At 55.2% G+C, this 26,991-nt stretch carries 24 protein-coding genes; 11 read left to right on the top strand and 13 right to left on the bottom strand.

Translation table 11 applies throughout. The features are described from left to right. Positions 1-6 precede the first annotated feature (6 nt). Positions 7-735, bottom strand: coding sequence for a DUF1559 domain-containing protein (locus DTL42_RS25235; protein WP_114373565.1), 729 nt, complete (start codon positions 733-735; stop codon positions 7-9). Positions 736-1,439: 704 nt separating this feature from the next. Between DTL42_RS25235 and DTL42_RS25230 the strand changes: the two genes are divergently transcribed. Further along, entirely contained in the window at positions 1,440-2,048 is a 609-nt protein-coding gene (locus tag DTL42_RS25230; protein WP_114373562.1) for a hypothetical protein, read from the top strand. Positions 2,049-2,103: 55 nt separating this feature from the next. On the opposite strand, the gene asnB is transcribed toward DTL42_RS25230, so the two are convergent. From asnB to DTL42_RS25210, 4 genes are all read right to left on the bottom strand, one after another. Beyond that, the gene (asnB, locus tag DTL42_RS25225; RefSeq protein WP_114373560.1) at positions 2,104-4,032 is read right to left on the bottom strand and encodes an asparagine synthase (glutamine-hydrolyzing); all 1,929 of its coding nucleotides are present in this window, start codon (positions 4,030-4,032) and stop codon (positions 2,104-2,106) included. A gap of 97 nt (positions 4,033-4,129) precedes the next feature. Then, positions 4,130-4,630, bottom strand: coding sequence for a MarR family winged helix-turn-helix transcriptional regulator (locus DTL42_RS25220; RefSeq protein WP_114373558.1), 501 nt, complete (start codon positions 4,628-4,630; stop codon positions 4,130-4,132). 187 nt (positions 4,631-4,817) lie between these two features. Beyond that, positions 4,818-5,378 carry a glutathione peroxidase gene (locus tag DTL42_RS25215; RefSeq protein WP_114373556.1) on the bottom strand — a complete coding sequence of 187 codons (561 nt, stop codon included), beginning with the start codon at positions 5,376-5,378 and terminating at the stop codon, positions 4,818-4,820. Between the two features lie 370 nt (positions 5,379-5,748). Next, the gene (locus DTL42_RS25210; RefSeq protein ID WP_114373554.1) at positions 5,749-6,048 is read right to left on the bottom strand and encodes a transcriptional regulator; all 300 of its coding nucleotides are present in this window, start codon (positions 6,046-6,048) and stop codon (positions 5,749-5,751) included. A 254-nt stretch (positions 6,049-6,302) separates the two neighbouring features. Here DTL42_RS25210 and DTL42_RS25205 point away from each other — a divergent pair, with 254 nt between their 5' ends. The 3 genes from DTL42_RS25205 to DTL42_RS25195 all read left to right on the top strand — a co-directional run bounded on the left by DTL42_RS25205 (position 6,303) and on the right by DTL42_RS25195 (position 11,158). Continuing rightward, a complete protein-coding gene (locus tag DTL42_RS25205) occupies positions 6,303-9,035 on the top strand; it encodes a hypothetical protein (protein WP_114373552.1) in 2,733 nt (910 codons plus the stop codon). Between the two features lie 104 nt (positions 9,036-9,139). Then, positions 9,140-9,730, top strand: coding sequence for a hypothetical protein (locus DTL42_RS25200; RefSeq protein ID WP_147274436.1), 591 nt, complete (start codon positions 9,140-9,142; stop codon positions 9,728-9,730). A gap of 48 nt (positions 9,731-9,778) precedes the next feature. Then, positions 9,779-11,158, top strand: coding sequence for a glycerate kinase type-2 family protein (locus DTL42_RS25195; RefSeq protein ID WP_234824357.1), 1,380 nt, complete (start codon positions 9,779-9,781; stop codon positions 11,156-11,158). Positions 11,159-11,265: 107 nt separating this feature from the next. Here the strand turns inward: DTL42_RS25195 and DTL42_RS25190 are convergent, their stop codons facing one another. The 6 genes from DTL42_RS25190 to DTL42_RS25165 form a co-directional block, all read right to left on the bottom strand. Beyond that, positions 11,266-11,478, bottom strand: coding sequence for a hypothetical protein (locus tag DTL42_RS25190; protein ID WP_147274435.1), 213 nt, complete (start codon positions 11,476-11,478; stop codon positions 11,266-11,268). Between the two features lie 161 nt (positions 11,479-11,639). Continuing rightward, positions 11,640-13,409 carry a phosphoenolpyruvate--protein phosphotransferase gene (gene ptsP / locus DTL42_RS25185; protein ID WP_114373546.1) on the bottom strand — a complete coding sequence of 590 codons (1,770 nt, stop codon included), beginning with the start codon at positions 13,407-13,409 and terminating at the stop codon, positions 11,640-11,642. 498 nt (positions 13,410-13,907) lie between these two features. Beyond that, positions 13,908-14,207 (bottom strand): hypothetical protein, encoded by a 300-nt coding sequence (locus DTL42_RS25180; protein ID WP_114373544.1) that lies wholly within the window; start codon positions 14,205-14,207, stop codon positions 13,908-13,910. Positions 14,208-14,303: 96 nt separating this feature from the next. Next, complete coding sequence (locus tag DTL42_RS25175) at positions 14,304-15,518, bottom strand: GNAT family N-acetyltransferase (RefSeq protein ID WP_158545546.1); 1,215 nt, start codon at positions 15,516-15,518, stop codon at positions 14,304-14,306. 194 nt (positions 15,519-15,712) lie between these two features. Beyond that, on the bottom strand, positions 15,713-16,396 hold the full coding sequence (locus DTL42_RS25170; protein WP_114373540.1) for a class I SAM-dependent methyltransferase: 684 nt from the start codon (positions 16,394-16,396) through the stop codon (positions 15,713-15,715). Positions 16,397-16,484: 88 nt separating this feature from the next. Then, the gene (locus tag DTL42_RS25165; protein WP_199590216.1) at positions 16,485-18,374 is read right to left on the bottom strand and encodes a permease; all 1,890 of its coding nucleotides are present in this window, start codon (positions 18,372-18,374) and stop codon (positions 16,485-16,487) included. A gap of 241 nt (positions 18,375-18,615) precedes the next feature. Between DTL42_RS25165 and DTL42_RS25155 the strand changes: the two genes are divergently transcribed. The 3 genes from DTL42_RS25155 (at position 18,616) to DTL42_RS25145 (ending at position 20,901) form a co-directional block, all read left to right on the top strand. After that, positions 18,616-19,275, top strand: a complete 660-nt coding sequence (locus DTL42_RS25155; RefSeq protein ID WP_234824356.1) for an RNA polymerase sigma factor — start codon at positions 18,616-18,618, stop codon at positions 19,273-19,275. Then, positions 19,259-20,278: a hypothetical protein gene (locus tag DTL42_RS25150; protein WP_114373535.1), complete on the top strand. Its 1,020-nt coding sequence runs from the start codon at positions 19,259-19,261 to the stop codon at positions 20,276-20,278. Before DTL42_RS25155 ends, DTL42_RS25150 begins: the two co-directional genes overlap by 17 nt. Before the next feature lie 362 nt (positions 20,279-20,640). Beyond that, entirely contained in the window at positions 20,641-20,901 is a 261-nt protein-coding gene (locus DTL42_RS25145) for a hypothetical protein (protein WP_114373533.1), read from the top strand. Between the two features lie 75 nt (positions 20,902-20,976). Here the strand turns inward: DTL42_RS25145 and DTL42_RS25140 are convergent, their stop codons facing one another. After that, a complete protein-coding gene (locus DTL42_RS25140; protein ID WP_114373531.1) occupies positions 20,977-21,687 on the bottom strand; it encodes a hypothetical protein in 711 nt (236 codons plus the stop codon). Continuing rightward, complete coding sequence (locus DTL42_RS25135; protein WP_114373529.1) at positions 21,687-22,319, bottom strand: RNA polymerase sigma factor; 633 nt, start codon at positions 22,317-22,319, stop codon at positions 21,687-21,689. The genes DTL42_RS25140 and DTL42_RS25135 overlap by 1 nt, the downstream gene beginning before the upstream one ends. Positions 22,320-22,617: 298 nt before the next feature. Between DTL42_RS25135 and DTL42_RS25130 the strand changes: the two genes are divergently transcribed. The 4 genes from DTL42_RS25130 (at position 22,618) to DTL42_RS25115 (ending at position 26,590) form a co-directional block, all read left to right on the top strand. Next, positions 22,618-23,217 carry a hypothetical protein gene (locus DTL42_RS25130; protein WP_114373527.1) on the top strand — a complete coding sequence of 200 codons (600 nt, stop codon included), beginning with the start codon at positions 22,618-22,620 and terminating at the stop codon, positions 23,215-23,217. Positions 23,218-23,650: 433 nt separating this feature from the next. Continuing rightward, the gene (locus DTL42_RS25125) at positions 23,651-24,097 is read left to right on the top strand and encodes a TadE/TadG family type IV pilus assembly protein (protein WP_158545545.1); all 447 of its coding nucleotides are present in this window, start codon (positions 23,651-23,653) and stop codon (positions 24,095-24,097) included. Positions 24,098-24,153: 56 nt separating this feature from the next. After that, complete coding sequence (locus DTL42_RS25120; protein WP_114373523.1) at positions 24,154-24,636, top strand: TadE/TadG family type IV pilus assembly protein; 483 nt, start codon at positions 24,154-24,156, stop codon at positions 24,634-24,636. Positions 24,637-24,730: 94 nt separating this feature from the next. After that, positions 24,731-26,590, top strand: a complete 1,860-nt coding sequence (locus DTL42_RS25115) for a pilus assembly protein TadG-related protein (RefSeq protein WP_114373521.1) — start codon at positions 24,731-24,733, stop codon at positions 26,588-26,590. Positions 26,591-26,991: the final 401 nt, after the last annotated feature.

The raw sequence follows: 26,991 nt of genomic DNA, 5'->3' as shown, positions 1-26,991 counted from the left end.
AAAAAACTAAGGATGTTCAACCGTGTTTTCTGGGGTGGAGTTGTCCTCAGGACGAAGTAGTTGTTCGAGTGTGTGGCGGGTGGCGTCGGTGAATTGCCAAACCTTTTCATCGGCCAGCCCAACGTTGAGGTAGGGAGCCTTCTCGCATCGAAGTGACTCGCGGGCCAAAATCTCGTCGGGCGATCGATCGACCGGTTGCGACCAGATAACCGGCTGGGCCAAGTCTTCCACAAGCAGCGCTCCGTTGGTCAAGCTATCAGACCAAAGGGAACGCCCTGCCGAGCCGTTTGCGCCCAGCGGCAGGCCAGCCCCGACGATCCCAACGAACGTGGTCCAGCCTGGCTCGCCATCTGTGTACAGAGGATCTTGGTAAGGGGCCGGGGTTTGGTTGGCCCACGCTTGATTGGCTGGGCTATCCCACGGTTGCGATTGGTCGTACTGGTCGTAGATCGCTTGAAAGCCCATCTGTGGCAGAATCAGGACTCGCCACGAAGTAAGCGGCTGTCCGTTTTCATCGGTGGTATAAGCTGGCGGCAAGGTGCCGAACTCTTCGTGATAAGCACGCAGCCCCTGAATAATTTGTGCCATGCGTTTATGTAGTTGCTTCTCAGACGAGACCAATTCAGCCGGAGGGCCGGCGCAGCAAACTTTGTGTGAGAAAATGGAGTCGCTGCAGCCAAACGCCAGCACCGACGCAAAGACAACCAGCAAAAGGGGAATCGACCAACGCACCACGAAAAAAATCCTTATACGATCATTGCTATCAGCTGTATCTTTGAAAGCTGCAATCAAACCACCCACTCAGGCGTGTCCGCGATTAATAAAAAACGACTTTGACTTATTCTGTTAATCGCCACCATATTTTGCGCAACCAGCAACACGCCATTTTGCCTGACCGTCCTTACAATCGGCAAAGTCGCTGCAAAGCGGTCGACTGCGACGAGAAATCTAATTAGTAAAGCAGTGTCAATCAGGTCAAAACCACGGTAAGTCGATATCTCTAATGCCTAGGCAAGATGGGGATCTTTCTAGGTGGTTAAGGTTTGTGAACGATCAGAGTGAACAAGACGCATGTTCATGCACGATAGTTCAGTTGAAAGTCCGGCTCTCTTACCAAAGTAAATCGTGCAACAAGATTCCAGGGAAAGCTTCTCCTCTGGACCGGGATCAAGTTCTGGTGATCCTTTCTTGTTTGTACGGTGACCCTTGGTAAGAGAGACGGGCTTTCAACGTTTCTTGATTCTTGTTTTTTTGAAAATCGGTACCGGCCCAAGCGGTTACAGGCGAGGTGGGCACCTACTTTTCGCCAGGCAAAGCCTCCCCAAGGCCGACCTTTCTGTGGCTCTCTACATCTGCGGGGGCTGTTTTTTCTTCGCCAATGCTATCAAACGTCCGTAGAATGAAACCATCGACTCGCTCCTTTGTGGAAGGTAATGCGCATGATTCGTTCTACTTCACGGCTTGGCTGCCTGGCTGGTTTGTTGTTGGCTGGCTTTCTGGCGGGGCCGGCTTTCGCGCAAGGTATTTTCATTCAGCGAGGGAACATGGCCGCCGATGCACTTTCGCTAGAGCATGCTGTCAAGAAGCTGGCAGCCCGCGATACCGGCATGCAGACGCTTAATTCGGCTTTGCAAGAGATGGCTGACTATTCCGAACGTTACACCCGCTTGGCCCAGCGTCAGGCGAGTTACTATGCGCTGCAGCGGGCGTTCGATCCCATGATTGTTCGTTACGTGAACGCGCGGAACGTCATCGAGACGGCTTCAGATTGGCGGCAGGGCAACCCGCGAATGCAAGACTGGCGAAACGTCGAGAACAACTTCGATCGCGTCTACAACGACCTGTACGGCTACGATCTGCTCGATCCCTACTTTGGACGCCACCCCGATTTCGCTGCTGTGCCGGTGCGTCCGCAGATTCCGCCGCAAGTACTTCATCCTGGCTGGTACGAAACCCGGCAGCCACAGGGCGAGGTTGAATACCCGTACGTGCTTGCCCCAGAGAGACCGACCACGTATCGCTTACACGGCCAGGCACAGCAGTTCTAAGCTTCCCCCGTAGAAAATGAACCTCGTCAGGCCAGTGCGAGCAGTAGCGGGCCGTTTAAGCGGCCTGATGGCCATCGACCCATTCTTGATGCCAAAGTTCTAGCACCAATAAGGCCCACAAGCGGGCGCTGTGATCGAATTGGTTTTGGTCGTGCTCGTCGAGCAGTTGCCGGACGGCAGCCGGTTGGAAGTAGCCTCGGCTAAGGGAGGCTTCCGAGAGCAGCGTGTCGTGCAAGATATCGCGCAGTTGGCCACGGAACCACGTGTTCAGCGGCACGCCGAACCCCATCTTCTTGCGATTCCAGATCGCTTTGGGCAAGCGATCGCCGAAGGCATGCTTCAAGAGAAACTTGCCACGCCCCCCCCGCCACTTCCATTTCGAGGGCAAGCGAATCGCAAACTCGGCCAGGCGATAGTCGAGAAACGGTTGGCGACATTCCAGCGCGTTGGCCATGGCCGCAATGTCGACCTTGGTGTTCAAGTCACAAGGTAAGTAGGTCGTTAAATCGGCCAGCGAAGCGGCTATCAGCGGATCGCGCTGGCCAACGCGTTTCCAGGCTTGGTACAGGAACGAAAAGGGATCAGACTCGGGAAGCTGGGCCAAGAACGCATCGCTATAGAGGTCGCCCCGGCGGGTCTCGTTGAAGATGCTTATCCAGTCCAGATAACGCCGGGCCGGGCTGAGGGACATGGCCTCGGCAAAACGGTAACCACGCCGCAAAATCGATTTTTGCGGACCGCCGGCGGGCAAGACCTTCATCCCGATGCGCGAAGCCAGCCGCCCAAATGGGCCCAGCTTGTCGATCATCGCGGCCCAGCGAACCGCCTTGTAGCGATCGTAACCGGCGAACAGTTCGTCCCCGCCATCGCCGCTGAGCGCGACCGTGACATGCTCGCGAGTCATCTGCGAGACATACCACGTAGGAATGGCAGAGCTATCGGCCATCGGTTCGTCGTAGTGATGAATCAGCTTCGGCAGGATTTCGACGGCATCGGGGGTGACCTGAAATTCGTGATGCTCGGTGCCCAGGTGCTCGGCGACCAGGCGGGCGTAGCTGGTTTCGTCGTAGTCTTTCTGCGGGAAGCCAATCGAGAACGTTTTGACCGGTTGGTCCGTCAACTGCTTCATGGTCGCCACGACCAATGACGAGTCGACCCCGCCAGACAAAAACGCGCCCAGTGGGACGTCGGCTTGCAGGCGAAGGCGAACCGAGTCGGTAAATAGCTCGACCAGCTCGGCCTTGGCGTCGGCTAGCGAGAGGTTGGCTTCCTGGGTGAAATCGGGGTTCCAGTACGAGATGACCTCAAGCTTCTGGCCATCGAATGTCAGATAACACCCTGGCGGCAGCTTGTGAATGCCTTTGAAAATCGTGCGAGGGTGAGGGACATATTGATAGGTCAGGTAAGCATCAATCGCCCCAGGATCGACCTCGCGCGGGACGCCAGGGACTTGCAAAATGGCTTTCAGTTCGCTGCCGAACAAAAGTTGGTCGTCCTGCACGCGAAAGTAAAGCGGCTTTTGCCCGAGGCGGTCTCGACCAAGCACAATTCGCCGATGTCGCTGATCCCACACGGCGATGGCGAACATGCCGTTGAAGTGACGAAACGCATCGACACCTTCATCCTCGAATAGGTGAACGATCACCTCGGTATCGGAATCGGTCCGGAAGGTGTGCCCTGCCCCTTCCAACCGGGCACGCAACGATTTGAAGTTGAAGATCTCGCCGTTGAAGACGGTCCAAACGGTTTCGTCTTCGTTAGCTAAAGGTTGGTGCCCACCGGCCAGGTCGATGATCGATAACCGACGATGCCCCAGCCCGATGCCGGGAATAATGCCGTAGGGGCCATGTACTTGCTGCGAACGATGGTAGATACCGGAATCGTCCGGGCCACGATGCGCGATGCTGTCGGTCATTTGTGTTAGCACCGCTGCACTCACCTCGTGGTGTGGACTGGTCCAAAATGCTCCGGCGATGCCACACATGGCTGGTCGTTCTTGATGAGTGGTTCAGGGTGTCAGCAGCGAGTCGAGCGCCATCATAGGCCAGACTGCAACGAGAAACAAAGGGGCTGATCGAGCGTTATTCCGGGCCATCGCACAGCGGCGTGGCCTCAGCCCGGGCACGAGCTTTGACCAGCAATTGGTTCAACTGCGAAAGTTCGTCTTGGGTCATGTGGGCCAGGTTTTGTTGATGGATTTCGAGCAATGGTTCGCGGATCGTTTCCACCAACTGGTGCCCCTTGGGGGTGATGCTGATCATGACCACGCGGCGATCGCTTTCGCTGCGGTTGCGTTCCACCAGTTGGGCTTCGGCGAGGCGATCGACCAAACGGGTGATATCAGGAACCCGGGTTACCATCTGCTGGACGATCTCTAAGCAAGGGAGCCCTTGCCCGTGGTGCGAATCGAGGATCTTCAAAATATTGTACTGCGCACTAGAAAGGCCATGCCGTTTCATCAACCGGCCGGGAGCGGCGGCGATCATGTTATGAGTACGCAGCAGATTCAGGAACGTTTCCAGTTCGAGCGACTCGAACGGTTGCTCTTTCTTGAGCTGCTTTTGAAGAATCGATTCCGACAAAACGAGGGGACCTTCCTGCGAAAAACGGGGAAGCGCTGGGAAGCGACGACACCTTTCTATTATTACCAGAAAAGTGCCGCTGGTGGGTCGGATAAACAAAAAGCCGCCAACACTTTGTGTTGGCGGCTTTTGATCCTAGCTAGGGAACGCAGACAGGGCGATTCACTCGGCCTGCGTCGTTTTGGCCTTAGTCGTCTTTCTTCTTCAGCTCGGCTTCGATGGCCTTAACCACCTTCGAGTCGTCTGGTTCGACGGGGGTGCGGAAGCGGGCGACCACCTCGCCATCACGACCGATCAAGAACTTCTCGAAGTTCCACTTCACGTCGCCAGGATCTTTTTCGTAGCTTTTCAGCTTGGCGTACAGCGGGGCTGTGTCGTCACCGTTGACTTCGATCTTCTCGAACATCGGGAAAGTCACCCCGTACTCTTCCGTGCAGAAAGTACGAATCTCTTTGGCGGTCCCAGGTTCCTGGCCGCGGAACTGGTTGCAAGGGAAGCCAAGCACGACGAAACCTTCTTTGCCGTACTGTTCGTACAACGCTTGAAGGGGCTCGTACTGAGGCGTCTTGCCGCACTTGCTGGCGACATTCACGACCATAACGACCTTGCCCTTGTACTGCGACAGGTCAACTTCCTTACCTTCCAACGATTTGACTTCACCCTTCAAAACTTCGTCAGCGGCGAGGGCGGAAACAGAAAACGCGGCGACCAAGGCCAGCGAAGCAAATACGGCAAGAACCGATTTCATCAGAGGAACTCCTCAAACTTGTGCGGGGGGAATGTTTGGTCTGGGCGAGACTGGGAACGGCATTAGTTGTCCCAACAGACATTTATCTAGTGTACCGAGCTACCAGTGGGAAAGAAACAAATCTCTGACGAAGAATCACGAAAGGACCTTCCGAAACCGTGGAAGGAGGACCGGTGCTTGAGACTGTTCCGGCTAAACATCACGAGCGTAACGAGCTTGCGTACGAAGTAAAGCCTGCTTACCGCTTGCGATGTATCAAAAAAAGCGAGGCAACGCATAGCTTCCCGCCAGGGCTGCGTTGTCTCGCTTATTGAATGTGCCAGAATGTTTTTTCTTAACGGCCACGCCGCTCTTGTAGGCAGGGCGAAGATTACTCTTCGTCGTGTCCGCCAGACTCAGCTTTGTAGTGGTCACGTTCGCGGCGGGTCGCTTCCAGGTCGAACATCAGGTACTTCATATCTAACCGCAATTGGCTCAACGCTTCTTGAACCAGGGTGTAGATACGGCGACGACGACGGCTGTTTTCGATCACTTTATTGACCGCTGGCTCCAGCACGTCGCGATGCTCGCTCGGCAGCTTAGCGATCATAATTGCCAGCTCGACCAGATCCTTCGGCAGTTCTTCTTGGGCGGCGGCTTGTTCGTCGATAGGTTGGTTGGCGTGGCTCATGATGTTTCTCCGCAATTGTGTTGTTCGCTTCTGACACGATTATTTGCACCCGCCGTGCCACGATCGTGCTGGCATGTTGCGATTATTCTCTAAGTGTTTTTCGTGAAACAACTTACGGATTTCACGAAAAAGTGGTGGCAAGGCGACATGTTGTATTTTTGCCCCACGATTGATCTGGAAATGGAATCTAAATCCCAGTACAAGCACGACTTACGACCGAGGAAACAACGTGTTGTTATAAGGAAACATCCAGCGTGCGAATCGGTCACGCGACAAACAAGATTCTCGTGCCTCTGATGGCGATGTTGCTTTTGGGCATCATCTTGCCTTGCTGCGCGCTGGCAGACGTCATCGACGACTTTGAATCGGCTCAGACGACTTGGGTGCGAATGCCTAACGATGCGAACGCCAACTTGGTTGCTCATCAGCGCAAGGTGGGTGATTCACACTTCGGGGCCAGCAGCGAACTGATCAGCCTGAACTGTGGCACCGGTACGCATGCCTACTTCGGACATCCAGTTCCCCCGGCGCGTGTGGTGACCGACCTGAAATACTCGGTCTGGGTCAAAACTGATCGGCAAGGGATTCAGGTCGCTGCTCGGGTGGTTTTTCCCCGTGCGATCGATCCGCAAACGGGCTATCCTCGTGTCACGCTGGTATTTGGCGACCGCAATCGCGAGCCAAACCGCTGGAACGCGCTAGGGATTCGCAACATTGACGAACAAGTTCGCCAACAAGTGGCAGCCCTCCGCAGCGAGCATGGTGCGCAGTTCGACCAGCGCGAAGCGTATGTCGATTACGTCGTGCTGAACCTTTATACCAAACCTGGCCCGGTCAATGTGCAGATCGACCAGTTGGAGGGAGAAGGAATGCTGAACGTGGAGCAGACAGCCACGATAACCCAGCGTCCTGAAACCCCAGGAGGTTTGCGAGGGATGCCAGGCACCACCGGTGTCAACGTGCAACTTGCCCCCCAACGTTCTGATTCGACGACCAACGGCCAGGTGATCGAGGTCAACGATCATCCGGAAGTGCCACGCATCATCGACTACAACGGCGAGCCTCTCGGCTTGCTGCGGCGGCTTGGCTTTACGGCGATACGGACCAGCCAGGCACCTTCTTCGCAGCTACAGAAAGAGTTGTTGCGTTACAACATGTGGAGCGTCAGTTCCCCTCCTGAAGATCAATCGCCGGCAGATCAATCGGCTGTCCTGGCCTGGGAATTGCCGGTGACCGGTGGCGAAGATGCGTTCTCTGACTTCGCGATCCGGGCTTCCGATTTGCGTTTGCTCGATGGAGCCAAGCCTCGCCCGATTTTAGCGATCACGCAAAACCGAATCCGCGATTTTAGCCAACACAGCGACGTGATCGCCACGCGCCGCACGACCTTGGGAACCTCGCAGCCGTTAGAGGATTATGCCAAGTGGATGGAATCGTGGGGCTTGTTTGCTTCGCCGAATGCGATTCGTTGGGGGGTGATTCCCACCCAGTTCAGCCCCAACACGCAGCGTCAGGTATCACTCTTAGCACAGCAGTCGCAAGTACCAATTAGTTTTCAGCCGGTTCAATTAGAGAAAGCCACCTTTCTGGCGGTCGCCAGTGGGGTACGCGGCGTGTTGTTTGAAAGCAACGAGCCACTCAATGCCGAACATCCCACCAATGCCGCGCGAGGTTTGGCGTTAGAACTCATCAATCGTCGGCTCGATATGATCGAACCATGGGTGGCCGCTGGCCGCAGGATGGATGGGGCCGAGTGTAGCGATCCGAATGTTCATGTTTCGTTGATGGCGACCGATACGGCGATTTTGTTGATCGCCGTTCGGACCGCGCCGCAAGATCACTTGGTGATCGATCCGATCCCTGAACGAAAAAAAGTAACCGTCCGCGTGCGAGGGGTGCCTATGGCATCCGAGGCGCGTTTGATTGGCGACTCTGGCATTCACTGGGTAGAGCAAAGCCGCGGACTGGGGGACATGCAGATTCATCTCGACCAGATGGAACACGTTTCGCTCGTCGTGCTAACCCAAGACCAACGTGTGATTCGCGACCTTTACCGTCGTAGCGAAGAGCATCGCGCGGCGCTGGTGAAATTGCGGATCGATATTGCTCAGCATGAATTTAACCTGGCCGAAAGTGTGCGACGTGCGCTCGAGTCGCCGACCCAATCCCCTGCGATCACCCGCGGAATCAATCAGGCCTGGGCAGAGGTTCGCGAGGCCGAGCGGATGTACGAAGCTGAGAACTTGCAAGAAGCTTATCGCCTTGCCGTGCAAGCCGAGAACAAGGTGGCCCGCGTGCAGAAAATTCAGTGGCAACAGTTAGCTGCGCAGTATCGCTATCCGCTTACCAATCCGACGTTGGTGTCGTACGACCTGATACCTTTTGCTTCGCGTTTGCAAGGCAACTTGCAGTACCTGCGTCCTGGTGGCAACATCTTGCCAGGCGGAGCGATGGAAGACCCGTCGTTCCTGCTAAGCAGTGGTTGGGTGCAAGAACGGACGCCGCAGCCAGGCTTTAATTCGGAAGTCGAGTTCACGCCGCAAGAGCCGCACGGTGGCAATTATGCGGTGGCGATGCGCGTGAAACCGGACGCTCAAGGTTTGTATGCCCGCCCCGAGCAAGCGCCGATCGCGATTCGCAGCGCTCCGGTGCGTTTAGAGCATGATCGGCTAGTTTTAATTCGTGGCTGGATTCGCATTCCCAAGAAACTCTCGGACGAATCGGGCGGCGTACTAATCCACGATTCGCTAGGCGGACGCGAGCTAGGGCTGCATCTCAAGGAGGCGAGCGAGTGGACCGAGTTTACGCTGATTCGAGCGACCGGCGAGAACGATACCATGCTGCTGACTTTTGAACTGGCTGACCAAGGGGAAGTGTTTCTGGATGATGTAACGGTCCAGATTTACGAACAGGCACGTGGGCCAGAGATCGCCCCTGGCTTCGAAACCGGGGCGGATGACAATCGTTTTCAAACGCTTCAACCGTAAACGTCGTGAAGTTCCCAGCCGGGGAGTTGCGATCAGGCAGGTCGATTCGCTACGATCGAGAGGCCATCTTCGCCGCATCTTGATTTCTTCTGAGGACTGAGTGCTTGCCTGTGTTGCTGTTGGCTGATTGGGGCGTGCCGCCGCCGATGCTGCTGGGGTTGATTATTGGGCTGCTTGTTGTGGGCCTGATCTTCTACTTTTATGTGCTGCCCAAGAAGGATCTCCCTCCGGAAGTCGACCCGGTGGAAATCGCCATCGATCCGCTGATCCCCTCGGGGCCAAAGTCGCTTCTAGGACCCGACGTTCGCGTTTATAACGTGCCGGTTCGAATCGTAGCGATCGTTGTCGCCCAGGCTGGCAGGGGGCACGACTTGATCAGTGAAGAAACCTTGCGCGGCCTGATGGACCACTTCTTACCCCACATGATGTCGGTCGTCCGGGCTCATCGCCCAGATGTCTATCGTTGGCCGGGCCAAATGAGTACGAAGGGATTCTCGCAACGTTTCTTTTCGCAGGCCAACCTACCGGGGCAGCATGGTGAAGGGACGCCCTGGTTGGCGTTATCTGGCCGAGCCGATTACCAGGGAACCGGCTACCTCATTGGCTTGGTCTGTTGTGCCGACGACGACAACCCGTTGGGACAAATTACGGTTCAGCAAAAGCAGCAGTGGACCGATATCGTGCGGATTTCCTAGATCAATTTGTTTTCTGGTCCGCCTTGCGGCCCCAACCGAGGTTACGCCATGAAACGCCTGCCTGAGCAACTTGCCGAGGATATCCAAGCCATCTGGCAAGCTGGTGTCGACGCGGTTCGAAGTGACCAGTTAGTTTACGACGCGGTAGAAGTGGTGGGCGAAACGCTGTACGTCGGGGAGTCCGAGTTTCATTTACCTGCGATTGAGCGAATTTTTGTCGTTGGCGGCGGCAAAGCAGGCGCCGGGATGGCAATCGGTTTGCAAAAGGCGCTCGGAGAGAAACTGCTCGACGAAAAGAAGGTGTGCGGTTTACTCAGCGTGCCTGGAGATTGCGTGCAAGAGCTTTCGCATATCAAGCTAAAAGCAGGGCGTCCTGCCGGACAGAACTCGCCCACGCTCGAAGGGGTGGAAATCACGCGGCAGATTTTGCAGATGGCGGAAGCGATGACGGCGGATGATCTGTGCATCTGTTTGATTTCTGGCGGGGGCTCGGCTTTGTTGCCAGCCCCGATTGATGGTGTGAGCCTGGGCGAAAAACAAGAGATCACCAAGTTCCTGAGCGGTGCCGGTGCCAACATCGAACAGCTCAATACCGTTCGCAAACAGCTAAGCCGCTTTAAAGGGCACGGCCTGGCAAGGCACTGCCAAGCGGGCAATCTGGTCAGCTTGATTATCTCGGACGTACTTGGCGACCCGCTCGACGTGATTGCTTCCGGCCCGACGGTGCCCAATTCTACGACGGCTGACGATGCGTTGGCCGTGCTTGAAGAACTTGGGGCCGATCGCGAGCCAAAGTTTGCGGCGATTATGAAGGGACTAACCGCCAAAGCGAAGCGTTACTCGCAGGACGTTGCCCATACGTCTTGCAGCGTGGCAAACTATGTGATTGGCAACAATGCGGTCGCGGTTGATGCGGCAGGGATCGAAGCGGAAAAACGTGGTTACTCGCACGTGATGCACTGTGCGACCAGCATGGAAGGGCAAGCCGAAGAGATCGGACGGCACCTGCTGAAGATGGCCTATAAGATGCAAAACGAAGCAGGCCCCGATTGCCTGATCACCGGGGGAGAACCGGTCGTAAAGCTGGCCGCTGAGTCTGAGCGAGGACTAGGGGGAAGAAACCAACAGTTAGTTTTGGCCGCCACCGTGGATGCCCTCGCACAAAAGGGTCTGGATGGAATCGCCATCTTGAGTGGCGGCACCGATGGCGAAGACGGCCCGACCGACGCAGCCGGGGCTTGGATGGATGGGCCGGCGCTGCGAACGATGCAAACGAGCAGCCTCGATCCGGCCGCTTACCTGACCAGAAACGACGCCTATCACTTCTTCCAGCCCCTGGCCCGCTTAATTCAAACCGGTCCGACCCATACCAACGTATGCGATATCCGCGTGGTCGTGGTCGACCGAATTCAACCGCAGCCAAAGTAGCTTTGGATGTGAGCTGCCCCGTTATCCAAGCAAGAAACGCCAAGATGGCCGGTACCTGTTCGGTTGCGGCCATCTTGTTATTCATTAGGGGGGAAATGGTTGTTGGCTTAGCGGCCGTGACGCCAGTGGTGGACACGACGGACATTATTGCCGTAGAAGTGACCAGGTCGGTTCGGGCGTTCGAGCAACGGCATCGAGCGAACTTGCGTACGGTACTGAACACGCGACATTCCGTTGAGGTTGGTTGCTTGGAAACCAAACCAAACCATGCTTACCATAGCCAAGCTGCACAACACATTCATGCGGGAAGAAGGAGTCATAGGGGGTAAACCTTTCTCTATCAATCATCAGAATCAAAGGACGCGAAAGTATAGCTCTCTCGTCGCGTCAAGCTGCGTTGACAGTCAGATTTTCCTCAATTTATCCATGCACCCCAAGCCCCCTATTCAGTAAAATTAGTGCGACGAGTTGGCTTTGCCCCTTATTCGGTATCGAGACGGGCGATATCGGGTGAGATTGCTTCCAATTCCATGCGGAGATACCGCTTCACCTGATTGGTCGTTTTCATCTCCATGACCTTCTCGACCACCCTTTGGGCGTGCTCGACGGTGGCTAGATTGGCTAGTTCTTTAATGGTAGGGATGAAAGCCGGGCTCATGCTAAAGCTGCGGAGCCCCATTCCCAAAAGAAGGAGAAACGCTCGCGGCTGGCCGGCCATCTCGCCGCACAGCGTGACCGGAATGTTGGCTTGATTGCACGCCTCGATCACATACTTGAGTGTGATGACCACCGCCGGCGACAACGGCTGGCAGAGCCCGCTGACTTTGGGATTATCGCGATCGGCTGCCGTTAAGTATTGCACTAAGTCGTTTGAACCGATCGAAACGAAGTCGACCAGTTCTAAGAGGTGGTGAATGGCAACTGCCGCAGCGGGGACTTCCAGCATCATGCCCACTTTGATCTGGCCGCGTGGTACACCGCGTTCGTCGAGCGACTTCTCGGCTTTGCGAACCAAATGGCGAGCTTTGCGCATTTCTTCGACGTTGGTGATCATGGGGAAAAGCATGTTCACTTCTCCCGCTTCCCCAGGCTTCAGCTCTGCCGCGCAGCGCATGATGGCGCGGAGCTGCGACATGAAGAACTCGGGGTGTTCGAACGATAGGCGGATGCTCCGCCAGCCCATAAATGGGTTCGCTTCGTTGTGATTATGCCCCAAGTAAGCGACCGTCTTGTCCCCCCCAATATCGAGCGTGCGAATCGTGATGTGATGCTGGGGCGACTTCTGTAAAATCTCGCGGTAAACGGCAAACTGTTCGTCTTCGTCCGGGACATTTTCGTGCGTCAGATACAGATACTCGGTGCGGTACAATCCCACGCCAGCGGCGCCCATTGCCACGGCGGACTCAACATCTTTCACGTTGTTGATATTGGCCAATAGTTTCAGCGCGGTGCCATCGCGGGTGACGGCAGGGTGATCGCGATTGGCGGCTAGTTGGTCTTTCAGATGGAAGAACTCGCGTTCCAGCTTGCGATAGGCGGCTAGTTCCTCCGATTCTGGGTTGATCGAAACGATCCCCTCGCTTCCGTTCACAACGACGGTATCGCCGGTCTTCACTTTGCGAAGCAGCCCACTGACACCGCTCACTGCTGGGATACCGCGGCTACGCGCGATCAACGCTGCGTGGCTGGTTTGGCTACCGGCTTGCGTCACAATGCCATGCACGTCTGCTTCCCCCAGGGCAACCGCTTGTGAGGGCAACAATTCGTCCGCAATTACAATGAGCGGCCCGTTCAGACCAGACTCTTCAGCCTCGTTCAGGACATCGGAAAGGTAGGCACTTAAACGAACGACCACGTCGCGAATATCGTTGAGCCGTTCCTGCAGGTACTCGTCGCCTGTCTTCGAGAAAATGGTCGTGTATTCTTCCAGCAGACGATGCAGGGCCCCTGCAGCAGTGAGGTGTTCTTCCACGATCCAGTGACGCACTTTGTTGGTAAACGCCGGGTCGCGCAGAATCGTCTGGTGAACGGCGAAGATGGCCGCTTCGCTCTTGCCGATTTGCTCTTCCACCTTGGCTTGCAGCGCCGCTAAATCGACTGCGGTCCGTTCGCGAGCTTGTTCGTAGCGCGCAAGTTCCTTGTTCACTTCGTGCTCTTCTAACCGTTTCCGGTCTGGGTTTACGAAGATCTCTAGGATGCAATATGCCACCCCAATGGCGATGCCCGGAGACACCGCTAAACCTTTTTCCATTCCCGACACAATGGTCTCTCTTTAGTAGATGCCGCAGGGAAGGTCCGCCTATCACCGCATTATAGCAGTCTTACTCCCCTCATGTGCGGTCCGCAACCACTTAAACGCAAGCTAAAGGGGCCCAGTCCGCCACTGAATCCGATAAATTCGTTTCAACAACTATCTCATCTCAATGAATACGTGATTTTCATACTATAGGTCGCGGAAATGATGTCACACGCTAGTGAGGGGTGAGTAGGCGAGGTTCCCTTGAGTAGCCGTTTTAGACCAGGCATTTCAAGCTTGTGGGGAAGAGGTCATCGCTCACCTCGCGCCTAAGCAAGACACCTGAAAGCGGGTGGGAGGAGTGCTCGTAGCGAACAGTTATGCGATGGGCAGAGGCTTTTAAAACGCTGCTGCTCCGAAGAGGTTGGGCAGCACCACGCCCAGCGAGTCTTCGTTTGCCGAAGAGTCGTCTCAGGTTTAAGAAGGCATCGCCAAAGAAAAATTCCAAGTCCGTTACTTCTTATGGGCGACCAGCAGGCCGCCGTGAACGGCTAGGATAGCGCCAGCGCTGAGTGACGCCCAGGCAATCCAATTGGGTAGAGTGATGGTTTCGCGAACTTGGGCTCCGCTGTTGACAACCAAGTGGTTCAACGCACCCCGCGTGGTCTCGGGACCAGGGCCGACGTTATGGGCCAGGAACTTGGTCGCCGAAGGGGTCAATTGGTACGATTCCACCGCGTACATCTGGCCTCCGGCAAGTAGGAGGATGATGCCGGCATAGATGAAATGAATCGCCCAGGCCTTTTGTTTCATGGCTGTTCCATTACCGACAGGGAGAACAGGAAGTCGCTGCTAGCTGGCTTGCTGTTCTGTTTCATCGGTTGGCGATGGCGATTCGGTTGAGCCTGGTTATGAATCGTCTTCGCCGTTGGTGGCCGATTGTTCCGGTTTTGCGGTCGGTCGTAGCAGACGCTTGGCAAGTGCCTTGGCGTGCCCGAGCGTGGCGCGTAGCCGGGCCAGCATGCGTCCTTTGAACGTCGGGGGAACCAGATCAAGGTGGATCATCTTGACCGGCTCGGCTCGCCAATGGCTTTTATAGCTTTCGTCCCCCCGCAGGAAGTCAAACGTGGTGCGGCCGCTTTCGATTGCGTGACGAATGCCGGCCGTTACACCGAGCCAGCCTGGTCGGGCGTATTCGCAATCGATTGCAATGCCAGAGCAATAGTCGAGCAGCGTATCACCCTCTTGCAGATCGAGCTGCGCGGCGACCGGTTTGCCTTCCAGTTCAACCCATTGCAGACGCAGTTGACCGGAAGCCAAGTGTCGCTGCGCGGCCTCCCACAGGAATTCATAGAACGCCTTCGAGGCAAACGAACCAGGATGGCCGATCGCGTTCTGGCGGCGTTGATGCAGGTCGACCAGAATTTCGAAGCCTTCCGCCAAAGTGTTTTCGTCGTGGGCCACTTTGATGACCGCTTTGCCGGTATCAAATTGATCACGCCACAACTGGCGAACGCGGCGACGACGCGAGCGGGAAAGCTGCATGACCCAGGTTTCCCAATCGGCGGGCAGAGGCAGTCGAAAGCAATCGAGGCATTCGACGTCGCGAGACTGATAGCCGTACTGGGTGGCCATGATCTGGGCGAAACGCCCCATGGTAAGGTTGTCTGCTTCGATGCCTTCCAGATAGATGTGATCGATTTGAGGCATGCGCTGCTTCAGGTACTCGGCCAGAGCGGAAAGGACCGCTTCTTCCTTGTGAGGCTGAGTTAAGATCGACATGTAATCGGTGCAAGCCAGGCCGCAGCCGAGCGATTGCAACTTGTTACCGCTTAGCCAGGTACGTTGCAGAAACCAAGGAGCCAGGCCAATAAGTTCGTCTTGAGCGTTACGCACCGTAAGCAGCAGCAGTTGCGAGCCTGGTGCGCGATAGGCACGCCACCAGGGCATCAACCAACGTGGCGCCAGAAAGAGTCGCGAACCGGCGAGTTCTTCCCATTGGGTCCATAAAGGATCTTCCGGGCTGAGGTCGGTGACGTGTTCGACTCGCCAGTTGGCTGCTTGAGTTGTAATAACTTGTTCCGCAATAAATTTTGCGTTAGGTGTCTGGCAATCGATAGCCATGTTTACGAGTTCATCTTTTCCAGGAGTCGTCGCACGATCATCCCAGGCTTTCCCGCTGAAACCCATGTTCTATGATCGACGAATCCGCGCACTACTACGTGCATAGTAGTTGTGGCTAATGATCCGGCGAGTGTTGCGGCACCTAAGAAACGCAAGTTTTTCGCCACGTCCGACAAAGCTGCTGCCTGTATCGATTATGTCGCCTTCCGGGCCGCCCATGTCCAATGGCGGTCGGATGTTTGCTGTACTGATTCTGCGGGAAATCCCAGCGAAACAACCAGGTTTTGAATCTCTTCTAAAGAGAGAGAAGCGTGCAACGAATCGGCGAACATTTTACGCGATGATTCGATCTCTTGACCGCAATAGGTTGCGACCAATTGGTTCAGTTGATCGAGCGAATCAGGTCGCAGCAGATCGCGGAAGAAGAGCCACCCGCCAGCTTCGACCACGCGGACGCTCTCCTGCAAGACGGCCAACGGTTCGGGAATATGGTGGACAATGCTGTTCGACATAACCCCAGTGAAGAAGCCGTCTTCGTGGTGGATTTGCTTGGCGTCGACTTTCATCAGTTGGATGCGGTCTAACAGACCGGCGATGTCGATGTTGATCCGGGCGACATCCAGCATTGCGATCGAGGCGTCCGCCCCCATGATCCGGCACTGCGGGATGCGATCGGCCAGGATAATCGGAATTCGGGCCGTGCCGGTTCCGAGATCGAGAATATCGATCATCTCGGCTTCGCGATTCGGTTCGACCCCTAAAAACGCGATCAGGTCGTCGACAAAGAGCTCGTTGACCGCTGCGTGGTCCATGTCGTCGTAGTCCATCGCTTCCTGAGGCGTGTCCATGACTTCGGGTTCGAGAATTCGCTCGATCATCGGGAGGTACCTTTTAAGGTAGATGGGACAGGAGGATGCCTAGGAAAAATTCGATTGTAGGGGCTCGACTCTCTTCCCGAAGTTTTGCCTATTCGTTGTCGGCAAGGTCTTCGGAAACAATATCGGGGTTCGAGGCTTGCCAGGCACCGCAAACCAACAGGACGACGGCCATGCTGACGTAAGCCCACATCATGTAGATGGGCCCCTGCCCTGCTGCGGCGGCGGGCAGGTCGGTCAGTTCGTTCCAACCTAATACCAGCTTACCACTGGGATACGGTGAGTGAATTACCCCAAACAAGCTGCATGCTGCACACGCCAAGCTAAAGGTCGCGGCCAGGTACAAACGGCGATCGATGATGAAGGCCAGGATCGCTGCCCATAGCATGCTGGTGACAATGAAACCGCCGGCCAGCATTTGCAGGGTTTGCAATTTGATCGCTGTGCCGTTGGGGTGCGAATGCCCTTGCTCGTCAGGCGGCGTTTCCATGTTTCCCTGGGCGTACTGCCCCAGTTGGTCGACGCTGGCTTCTAAGGCCTGAGAGCCTGCGGTTAGCTTATCGAGCCGTGGAGTCAACTTCGCTAGGGCTTCTTCGTCGATGTGCCCGGCTTCGGCCAAGGCGGTAAGTTCCTGGCGATACTGGGTGAGTTCGTTTTCCACTTGAACGGTGGCTTGCTGCTTCATTTGAAAGAATAGCCCGGTGTATTGCCCTTGCAGGTCGCCGGTGTAGATCAACACCAACGCCGCGAGTGCCGGGATGCAGGCAATGGAAACCGCCGGGTAATGTCGCTTGGGCGTTGCTTTAAAGCTCTGTGCGGTGATCTCTAGCCCGATGAAGACAAGGATCGGGAAGACGGTTGGCTTGGGGATGGCCCAGTACAAAAAGCCAAAGTAACCTAGCACGCCAGCCCCGCCGACGAACAAGGCGGTCGCCAGTGTGTAAGCAGCCCGACCTCCCATCGCTTTGTAAGCGGGATGGCCGATGTAGGGCGTTGTTTGGATCACACCGCCGCAGAAGCCAGCCACGAGGGTGGCGAGTGCTTCGGCCCCGATGATGCGATTGGTGTTGTAGTCGTCGCCGGCCGCTGCCGCACTTTCAACGCAGTCGATCCCGCCAATGACCGTGGCCAAAGCAAACGGGATCACAATCGGCAAGTAAACCGCAGCCTCTTGGAAGGTCTTCCAGTTCATCCACTCGAAGCGGAAGACGGCCAGCCAATCGGTCGGCAGCAAGGCTTCGGTCGGATTGAAGTTCATTCCTTCTGGCGTGCCCCCTAAGACGCCCAGGCCTGACATCGCATAGTAAATGGTGCCCGAGACCAGCAACGCAGCGAGTGCCCCGGGGATTTTCGCCGGCAAGCCAATTCTCGCGACCAGCGTGACCAGAATAACCGACAGGGCCGTCATGCCAACGATCGGAAAATGAAGCGCTTCGACAAAGGGGAGGAAGCTAATCAGCACCAAGGCGATCGCCGCTAGCGAACCTAGCAAGCCAGCACGCGGGATGATTTTACGAATCCAGCTAGAACCGAAGGCGCAAGCAGTTTTGAAAAAACCGGACATGACAATGGACCAAATTCCAATGTGCCACGTACGGATAGCAGCTTCTCTTGTAATCTCTTCCGGGCTCAAGCCAGAGCCTTGTAATTGTTCGACTCCCAGGGCAAACGATGGCCCTAAAACGAAAAACACCATGCCAAAGGTACTCGGGGTGTCGAGACCTAAAGGCATAGCAGTTATATCGTTACGTCCAGTTCTTTTCGCCAGACGCAGCGCCATCCAAAAGAAAATCAGGTCGCCGACCAGTACCCCCAACGCCGTCCCGGGGACCATGTGTCCGATGGCAAACGATGTAGGAAAGTTAAAGACCGCTGCTAGCAAGCCAATGGTTAGCAGAAGATCGGCGATGTTATCTAACATCAAGCCAAAGAAGGCGTTAACGTCGCCTGCAACGGCCCATTTGTATTTGGTTTCATTCATTTTCTTGCTTTCGGCACGGGCGTTGCATAATGGGTAGAACGAGTTTAGGAGCCTGTCTTGGGGCTGTCAATTCTCGACCATCTCCCACGTTCGTCTCTGTCTCAGAGAACAAGCGTGCTAGAATACGGATCGCGGCGATGGTCGAAAGGTCTTGGTTCAAGCCTGGTAACGCAGGAATTTGAAAAAGATCGCTCCCAACAGGAAACGGATTTCGAACCATTGCTGGGATACTTCGTAGAAAATGACAACTGCCACACTTGAAATGACGTCGAGTTACTCGGATCCTTCGCTCGTTCAACCCAAGTCCGATGAGGACTTGCTGCTGGCGTATCGAGATTCCGGTAACCGAGAGTACTTCGCCAGGTTGGTTCAGCGTTACGAACGCGAGTTGTACAACTACTTGCGTCGTTACCTGGGCGATCCAGAAATGGCGGAAGATGTGTTTCAGGCCGCATTTTTACAAGTGCATCTGAAGTGCGATACTTTTGAAGAAGGACGTCGTTTCCGACCCTGGCTGTACACGATTGCCACGAATCAGGCGATCGATGCACAGCGCAAGACCAAACGCCACAAGATGGTCAGTTTGGATCGAGCCGGCACATCGGGCGAGAATCAGGAAACGGGTTCCCTGGTCGATTTGCTGGTGAGTAGCGAAGCAGGGCCGATGTCGCAGATGGACGACATGGAACGGCAACGCGTGATGCGCGACGCAGTTCAAGAACTCCCGGAATCGTTGAAAACCGCCATTGTGTTGGTTTATTACCAAGGTCTGAAGTACCGCGAAGCGGCAGACATCTTGGGGATTCCGGTCGGAACGGTCAAAAGCCGATTGCACACCGCCGTGCAGAAACTTACCGAAGCCTGGAATCAAGTTTATACCACTGATGACGATGACGCGTGAGCATTGGGTAGGCTTCCTTATGGGAGCCTTAGACGAAAACGAGCGAGACTTGGTCGAACAGCATATCGCGAACGACCCTCGTGCCGCAGATGAATTAGATCAACTACGTTGCCACCTCGATTTACTGGCCGATGGTCTCGACGAGGCTGCTCCTCCGGTAGGGCTTGCTTCGCGAACGTGTGCCGTCTTGGATAATCCGCATTTATTTGCCGAGGTTCTTGATACCGCGTCCCCAAAAGACAGTAATGCCCCCCAGCCCAAACAACGCGATGCGTTCGAGTCGATCGGTGGCGGGCGAACGGCTTTTACCTTTATGGATATGCTGGTAGCGGTCGGGGCTTGTGTGGCGGCCGTCGCTATTTTCTTCCCTGCGCTGGCCAGTTCCCGTTTGTTGGCCACCCGCATGCAATGCGAAAACAATCTGCACCAAGTCAGCTTGGCGCTGCAACAGTTTGCCACCAATAGCCCAGACCACCGTTACCCCGGAATTTCCGTAGAAGGTCCACTTTCGTTGGCCGGTAGCTACGCGCCGAAGTTGATGGACGCCGGGCTCATTCAGCATGCCGATACGCTTCAATGTGCTGTCAACAAAAACGACCTCAACACGCAGCCAATCCCCACCATTGCGCAGCTGGAAAACGCGCCACCGGAAGAGGTTGAGAAGCTGCAACAAAGCTTGAGCAGCGTTTACAACTACAACATGGGAGGCATGGTCAACGGCAACTTGCTAGCACCGGCCATGCGAGGACTAAGCAACCTGCCGGTCTCGTCAGATGTTGTCTTGTGGGAAGATGGCAAGATTGTTCCGCAAGGTCACGCCGATGGGCGGGCCAACATCTTGTTCGACGACGGGCATGTCGAGTACTTAGCCGTCGAGGATATCCCTACTTCCCTGCGACAATACTTCCTGAACGACAAAGGGGAAGTCGCCGCTGGCGTGAACGAAGACGATGCCGTCGTTGCCAATGGGATGGCTCACCCCATTCACTTATCTCATCAATAAGCCGAGCAGCGGGTAAGGTTGCTACGGCATCAAGTTGGGGCCTGGCTTGGGTGCTCAATCGAGACGTGACGATAGCACCGGTCTAGCTGTGACGTACGGACCAACTTTGTAAGAAAGACAACGGTGGCGGTTATTGTTGCCAGCAGTGCGTGCAGCCTGCGTAAGTTATTTAACCGGTAAAATAGGTTGTTTCAGCGTGCCGTGTTTCCTAGAAAGATCTCCCTGTTTCTTATTTCTTATCAAGAAATGGGGTCTGAAAACCTGTTTCTGGTTTGATCCCCACTAGCCTACCTGCTAGATTTCGAGGACGATTTACACAGCTCTCTTGGAACAGACTTTGTTGATTAGGCGAACCCTTCTTCGTGAACGATATTTCTTCAACTTCGATTTCTAATTCGTCTAACGCCCGTAAAGAAGCCATCCAACTCGGTTTTTACATCGGTGCTGGTGTAGGGCTCGCCGCTGGGTCGGCGGTTTCGATTTTGTTGGGCAGCAACCTGGTTTGGCAATCGGGCGGCCTATTGGCCGGTTCGGTGATCGGCGTTCTCGGAGGAGCCTCGTGGGGCTACTTGGCTCGTCGCATGAAGACGGTTCCTGCTCCTGCCTATCGCCCGGCTCCGTAACGGCAGCTTCGTTTGGCGATTCACCCTCGGCGGCTTGCTTAGCCGCTTTGGTTTTCTATAACGATGCCGGTTCGATTATTGACCGTGGCATAAGTGGCAGCGGCTGGCCAACGCAATGATCTGGGTTCCTTTTAAGGTCACCGTATTGCTTGCCGCAGGCTGAGATGCTTGGCCTGCGTGGTGACATTGGCTGCAGCACTGCTCGGCCGAGAACTTTTGGCTGAGGTGCTCGTCGGTTTGGACTGGAGTGCTTTCGGCGACGCTGGCTGCTGGTTTTTTTACATTGTCGACCGCCAGCAACGAGCAGTTCGCCAGCGAGAAACCTGCTTCTAGCAAGCCGGAATTCGGTGCTGGCACATCCGCGACTAACGTTCCACTGGGGGAAACTGGGGTTGGGTTCGGCTTGTGTTGACCGCCTAGCCAGTTACTGGTGAAAGCCAGCATGACCATAACGCAGAGGGCAAACGCGATCAGTGGGCCACGCAGTACTCGGATGGGATCGGTGCTTTTCTGTTCAGCTTGGTCAGTCACGCAGCAGTTGCAAGGGGCTTGAGCTTCAGCCAAAAAGACCGGCAGAGAAGTTTCTTCCGTAGAAACCTCTTGTTGCCCTTCGGCTAGCACCGCCGTCACTGGTCGCAATGCTTCCGCCAACTCGCGACAGCTATGACAGACCGTTAAGTGCCGTTGTACCGGGAAATCGGTGTCGTGTTGCCCGGTCGGGAAAGGGCCCCGAGTCAGCACGTCGAACACGTCGTCACAAGTTGGAAGATGATGAGACTGAATCATCAGGTGTGTTCCTCGGCCAATTCTTGGCAAGTGTTCTGAATCAGTTTAGCCATCTGTAGCAAGCCATTGCGAACGCGGGCCTTCGCTGCCGGCAGGCCAATTCCCTGCGCGTCGGCGATTTCCTGAAATTTCATTTCGCCAAAAAAGCGAAGCCGGATCGCTTCGGCCTGAATCGGACTGAGCTGGTCCAGTAGTTTTAAAACGCTCTCGCGACGCTCGCTATGAATCAAACGCGAAAGGGCCTCGCAGGGAACTTCGCTGTCGAGCAGTTGCGGCGACATGGGGGTCGACCCAGCGGTAAGCGTGGTGCTGGTAACCGGCTGGCGTTGGGCTTTCTCGCGGAGACGATGGCAAACGTTCAGCAAGATTCGCCAGAGCCACGTGCGGAAACTATACCGTGAGTCGTACGTGTGCAGCCAGCGGAAGCTATTTAAGAAGGCTTCCTGCACGGCGTCTTCGGCTAACTGGGCATCTCCCAGGTAGCTGAACGCCAAATTGTGCAAAGCCCGGCGATAACGTCGGACAATGGTGCCGTATTGATCCGCATCCCCCGCCAACATAGCCGCCAAGATCTCGCCATCGGTCGCTTGATCGGCAGGGGATTGGTGAGATGCGTAGTTATCAGAAGCCATGCCAAGGCGCCGGAGAGGCAATTTCAGGAAGGAGGGAAACGTCTTTTTATTATAGCGCGACAGGATAGAAAACGATACATTCTTCGTAAGTTAAGGCAGTCAATAGGTTTTCGTTTATACTGCACATGCCAAGATCAGCACACGCACGTTGTCAGCCAGGCCAAGACGACGGCAATTATCGGCTGGGTGCTCTCTCCTGCCGGGCGGAAACCCAGTGCGCTTGCAAGCCGGACGAAAAGGCATGAAGATAAGAAGGTCTTAAGCTCTTACCTCTCATCTCGCACAAGGCGATTGTCCCATGTTGCGTCTTGCTATTTGTATTGCTTTGTCCGTTTTGGTGATGGGCTGTGCCGAGCCGATCCAGCCGTTGAGCACGCCGGAAACGGCCGACAGCTCCCCTGCCCCGGCTGATGCGGCTTCGCCTAAGGGGGGCTCGTCTGGCGAAACCGCCACCGCACCGCCAAGTGAACCAGGACAACCGATGGCCGAAGAAACCGCGAGTCAGCCCCCGGTCGTAGAGCCAGCCCCAGAACCGAAGCCCAAGAAAGGTGTCATCCACCAAACGACCGATAAGGTGGTTGACGCCAAAGAGTGGCTCAAGAAGGAAGGAATCGAAGGGAAGAACGGCGATATTGAAGGAGTCGATCCCTTAAGCCGAGCCGCTTCGAGCTACTTTACCTTAGCGGCCCAGGCCAGCACGCTCGGCTTGCAATCGGCGATTAAAAATTACCGAGCGTTGAACGATCGTTACCCAACTTATGAAGAGTTCATGAAAATGATGCGGGAAAACCGGATCGAATTCGCTCAACTACGTTGGTACGAAATTTACGGCTACAACGAAGATACCGGTAAGATCATGGTGTTGGTTGATACGGTAGCCCAGCAAGAAGGTCCGTAAGCGGCGACCACCTCTGCGGGAGTTTTGTCCCGTAAAACTCACCTAAAAACGGGGGCCAGCGTCTTCGCCGCCTTGTTTTTCACGATTTCCGATGCTCACGTCACCGTGAGCATCGGGGTTCTCTTGGGGCCCCGATTTATTGCGCGAAGCCAACTTGAAACTTTCTTTCCCGCGCCCCACTTCTCTCAAAAGTGGAAAAAATCTCCCGCCCATTGCGCGTTTGTAACCTAGGCTTTCGATAGCAGTAGATCCGTTTCCACTGATGCGTTGCGATTAAGCCACGACTCGGTGAAGCGGAGCTAAGGCAACATAACCTAATCTCATTGGCTTATCTGCGGGGACATTTCCGCAACTTAGAAGAGGTATCGCCATGTGGCGACAGCGTCGTAAATCGCGCTCGGTATCTTCACCCCAATCCAACAATAGATGGGGCATGAGAACCGGCGCAACGATTGTCGAAACTGCGATCGTGATGCCGGTTTTCTTTATGTTCGTGTTCGCGATCATCGAGTTTGGCCATGCCATCATGATCAACAACGTCATTAAGAATGCCTGTCGCACGGCGGCTCGTTGGGGCTCGGCTACCGGTGCATCTACCGCCGAAGTGGTGCAATATGCTCGCGATCGGATGGGAGGCGCAGTCGATACCGGCTTGGTTAGCTTTCAGGTTAAAGACGCAAGTCAATTCGACACCGGGGGCGATCCACCCTCTTCGTTGGAAGACTTTGAGAATATGCCGGACATCGAACTCGAGAACGCCGAGCCAAGACAGCTATTTATGGTGCGAGCTTCGATCCGTTATGGGGACACCTCGTTGATTCCACAACCGTGGCTTAGCGATGTCCTGCTCAGTGGCGAAACCTTTACCCGACACGAATAGGCAACTCACGCGTTACCGCGTTTTTATAAAAGCACTTATAACCCAAACGTAATGCCATGTATTTCTTACGACGAGGACGCTCTCACGAGAAACGCTGCGGTACGGCAACGGTTGAATTTGCCGTGATCGCCCCGGTGTTTCTGATCCTGATTCTAGGAATGCTGGAAGCAAGCCGCTTGTTTGATACCTACGGGCAGTTTGCCCAGGTGGCCCGCGATGGTGGTCGCTTAGGCGCGATGGACCGCTCCGATTGGGTGGCTAACGGAATCAGTTCCAATAGCAAGATCATCTCCGACATGCGTAACAGCCTGATCGCAGCGGGATACGATCCTGACAAGCTGGAAATTTCGATAGAGCCTGCCGGAAAGCCAGGGGAATCTTTTGACTTGGACGATCCTAACAACGATCTCGACTTATTTCAGGTTCGCATCTCGGTTCCATTTTCCGAGGTGGCAGCGATGCCGGTTCCTAAAGACTTGGACTACGCATTGTCCACCACGGTAACGTTCCGCAACACCAAGTCGACCATCATCCAGTAAACCAGTCCTTTTCTCGTCCAACGTCCTTATTTTTTTCGTAATTCGGTAAGCCCGGGATTGCCACAAATTTCCCCGGGAGAGAGTGAGCAGTATCATGGTCGGCACGTCAACCAATATCGCAGGGCGTCGGCAAACTCGCCGTGGCGTGTTCATCGTTCTGGCAGCGATCATCATGATCGTATTGTTCGCGTTTCTATCGTTGGGCCTCGACACCGGCCTGATTGCATTGGAACAGACACGTCTGCAGAACGCCGTGGATTCTGCTGCTTTGGCGGCCTCGCAAGAGATTACGTCATCGGTGCATGCCGCTGCAGACGATGGGGCCGACCCGAACTCGATTGCTGTGGAGCAAGCCAAGGAAATGGCGGTTGATGTGGCCGATCGCAACGGCGTGTATGTGAATCCGGCCAAAGACATTGTCTTCGGCAAACGGACCTACAACGAAGGGACCGGAGAATGGGACATTACTTGGAATGCCGAACCTTACAACGTGGTGAAGGTGGTCGCTCGCCGCGATCAGCCTGACGTGCAGGCGCGCGATAGTAAGTTACCGCTGGCATTTGGATGGGCGGTTGGCAAGCCGACCATCGACCTACGGGCGGAAGCGATTGCCTTTGTCGAAGCCCGAGACATGGTGGTGGTGCTTGACTTCTCTGGCTCGATGAACGACGACAGCCGTTACAACGCGATCAATCGCTTGGGGCAAGGCCCGATTGAAGCGAACATGACCAACATCATCAACGCGATGAATCCCAACTTGGGTGATCTGACATTCGGGCAAGAATACCTGCGGATCGTGGGCAATCCACCTCGCAACGGAGGCGCGCCGCAAAATGTGGTTACCTTCAAAGACCGAGAGGTTTACGTCGAATCGAGCAAGAATATTTCGCGGGTGAAGCTGTATTTTGATAACGGACGCTCGCAGACATTTAACACTTCGGGAACGACGCGAACCTTTCGCGGCACGGGACGCAATAACAATCGAAAAATTGAAACTGTGTACGTCAAAGCTGGCAACGCCTCTGGCAATGGCGAAAAGTTTGAAGATACCAACCATGCCGTGAAGCGAGCGTTTGGTCTCGATGACATTCCCTATCCGTACAAGCGTGGCAGTTGGGACGAGTTCATCAATTACTGCCGCAACAATATCCCTTCGAATTCAGGCAATCGGCAGAAGTATGGCAAGCTGAACTTCTGCGACTATATCCTGAGCAACCGATATCATCATTACGAAACCGAAGACTTGTGGAAGGCACCTCATTATCCGTTTCACGCGGTGAAAGAAGGGTTAACGTTGTTCCTCGGATTTTTGGAAGACCTTGATTTCGGCGATGAAGTGGGGATTGTGTCTTACGACGAGAACTCGCGTGTGGAGCACACGTTGAGCGATGACGGAATTTACGCCAGCTTGAACGGCGATTGGATTTCAGACGATTACACGACGCTCAACACGATTCAGCGCCATAAGCAGTCTGGCCACTACGGTTCCTACACGGCAATGGGCTTTGGAGTGAACGAAGCGGACGAGCTGCTGAAAAACCACTCGCGTCACGGCGCGCGGCCAACCATCGTGCTGATGACCGACGGTAACGCGAACCGTTATCAAAGCGGCTGGTCTTTGCCGCACGATTGGAACTGGAACGAGTTGACCGATTACAACGGTGACGGCCAAGCCGACTACATTACCTACGATCGCTCGAAGCAGTACGCGATTTGGGAAGCCGTGGAAGCGCATAAACGAGGCGTGACTATTCACACCATGAGCGTGGGGGCGAGTGCCGACCGCGAGGTGATGACGGCGATTGCGAATGCCTGTGGTGGAATTCACATCGCCGTTCCTGGCGGTGCTACGATTGCCGAGTTGGAAGAACAGATGTTGTCTGCCTTCCGCCAAATTGCAGCGAAAGTGCCCCCACCGCAATTGGTCTACGATTTGAGCCAAACCAAAGAGTAAACCGTTTGTTTCCGATCGGACCTTGCTTGGATGAATAGGCGGGGCCGATCGGACTCAGAAGACACTATGACGTGTCCTGCAAGGTGGTTGTCGTGAAGGTGAAGCCTCGCGACAACCACCTTGTGTTATTTCTTGGCTCGCAGCCGGTTGAATTTGCCGAGTTGGCGAAATTATGGAGCAGGAGCCGCCGGCCGCGTTATGATTTCCGCGCCGTATCAGAGGGATCTGCCTGCGAGGTAAGCCCTGCCCTCTCGCGGCCTATTTCAAGAACTCTATTTCCAAGCAGAAAACCAACAGACTGCCACGGCGTGGCGCGTTATCATCAATGAAAATAGTTACTATTGACGTCGGCGCCAGCATTCCAACAGGGGCGACCAACGGAAGCCCCGGATTGGTGGCAA

This window comes from Bremerella cremea (assembly GCF_003335505.1).
Classification (GTDB): domain Bacteria; phylum Planctomycetota; class Planctomycetia; order Pirellulales; family Pirellulaceae; genus Bremerella; species Bremerella cremea_A.
This window is presented reverse-complemented; position numbering and strand designations above follow the sequence as displayed.

Coding starts and splice junctions, on each gene's coding strand:
- DTL42_RS25230 (WP_114373562.1), top strand. CDS start 1,440: ATGATTCGTTCTACTTCACGGCTTGGCTGCCTGGCTGGTTTGTTGTTG.
- asnB (WP_114373560.1), bottom strand. CDS start 4,032: ATGTGTGGCATCGCCGGAGCATTTTGGACCAGTCCACACCACGAGGTG.
- DTL42_RS25215 (WP_114373556.1), bottom strand. CDS start 5,378: ATGAAATCGGTTCTTGCCGTATTTGCTTCGCTGGCCTTGGTCGCCGCG.
- DTL42_RS25210 (WP_114373554.1), bottom strand. CDS start 6,048: ATGAGCCACGCCAACCAACCTATCGACGAACAAGCCGCCGCCCAAGAA.
- DTL42_RS25195 (WP_234824357.1), top strand. CDS start 9,779: ATGAAACGCCTGCCTGAGCAACTTGCCGAGGATATCCAAGCCATCTGG.
- DTL42_RS25190 (WP_147274435.1), bottom strand. CDS start 11,478: ATGACTCCTTCTTCCCGCATGAATGTGTTGTGCAGCTTGGCTATGGTA.
- ptsP (WP_114373546.1), bottom strand. CDS start 13,409: ATGGAAAAAGGTTTAGCGGTGTCTCCGGGCATCGCCATTGGGGTGGCA.
- DTL42_RS25180 (WP_114373544.1), bottom strand. CDS start 14,207: ATGAAACAAAAGGCCTGGGCGATTCATTTCATCTATGCCGGCATCATC.
- DTL42_RS25175 (WP_158545546.1), bottom strand. CDS start 15,518: ATGGCTATCGATTGCCAGACACCTAACGCAAAATTTATTGCGGAACAA.
- DTL42_RS25170 (WP_114373540.1), bottom strand. CDS start 16,396: ATGATCGAGCGAATTCTCGAACCCGAAGTCATGGACACGCCTCAGGAA.
- DTL42_RS25165 (WP_199590216.1), bottom strand. CDS start 18,374: ATGAATGAAACCAAATACAAATGGGCCGTTGCAGGCGACGTTAACGCC.
- DTL42_RS25155 (WP_234824356.1), top strand. CDS start 18,616: ATGACAACTGCCACACTTGAAATGACGTCGAGTTACTCGGATCCTTCG.
- DTL42_RS25150 (WP_114373535.1), top strand. CDS start 19,259: ATGACGATGACGCGTGAGCATTGGGTAGGCTTCCTTATGGGAGCCTTA.
- DTL42_RS25140 (WP_114373531.1), bottom strand. CDS start 21,687: ATGATTCAGTCTCATCATCTTCCAACTTGTGACGACGTGTTCGACGTG.
- DTL42_RS25135 (WP_114373529.1), bottom strand. CDS start 22,319: ATGGCTTCTGATAACTACGCATCTCACCAATCCCCTGCCGATCAAGCG.
- DTL42_RS25130 (WP_114373527.1), top strand. CDS start 22,618: ATGTTGCGTCTTGCTATTTGTATTGCTTTGTCCGTTTTGGTGATGGGC.
- DTL42_RS25125 (WP_158545545.1), top strand. CDS start 23,651: ATGAGAACCGGCGCAACGATTGTCGAAACTGCGATCGTGATGCCGGTT.
- DTL42_RS25120 (WP_114373523.1), top strand. CDS start 24,154: ATGTATTTCTTACGACGAGGACGCTCTCACGAGAAACGCTGCGGTACG.
- DTL42_RS25115 (WP_114373521.1), top strand. CDS start 24,731: ATGGTCGGCACGTCAACCAATATCGCAGGGCGTCGGCAAACTCGCCGT.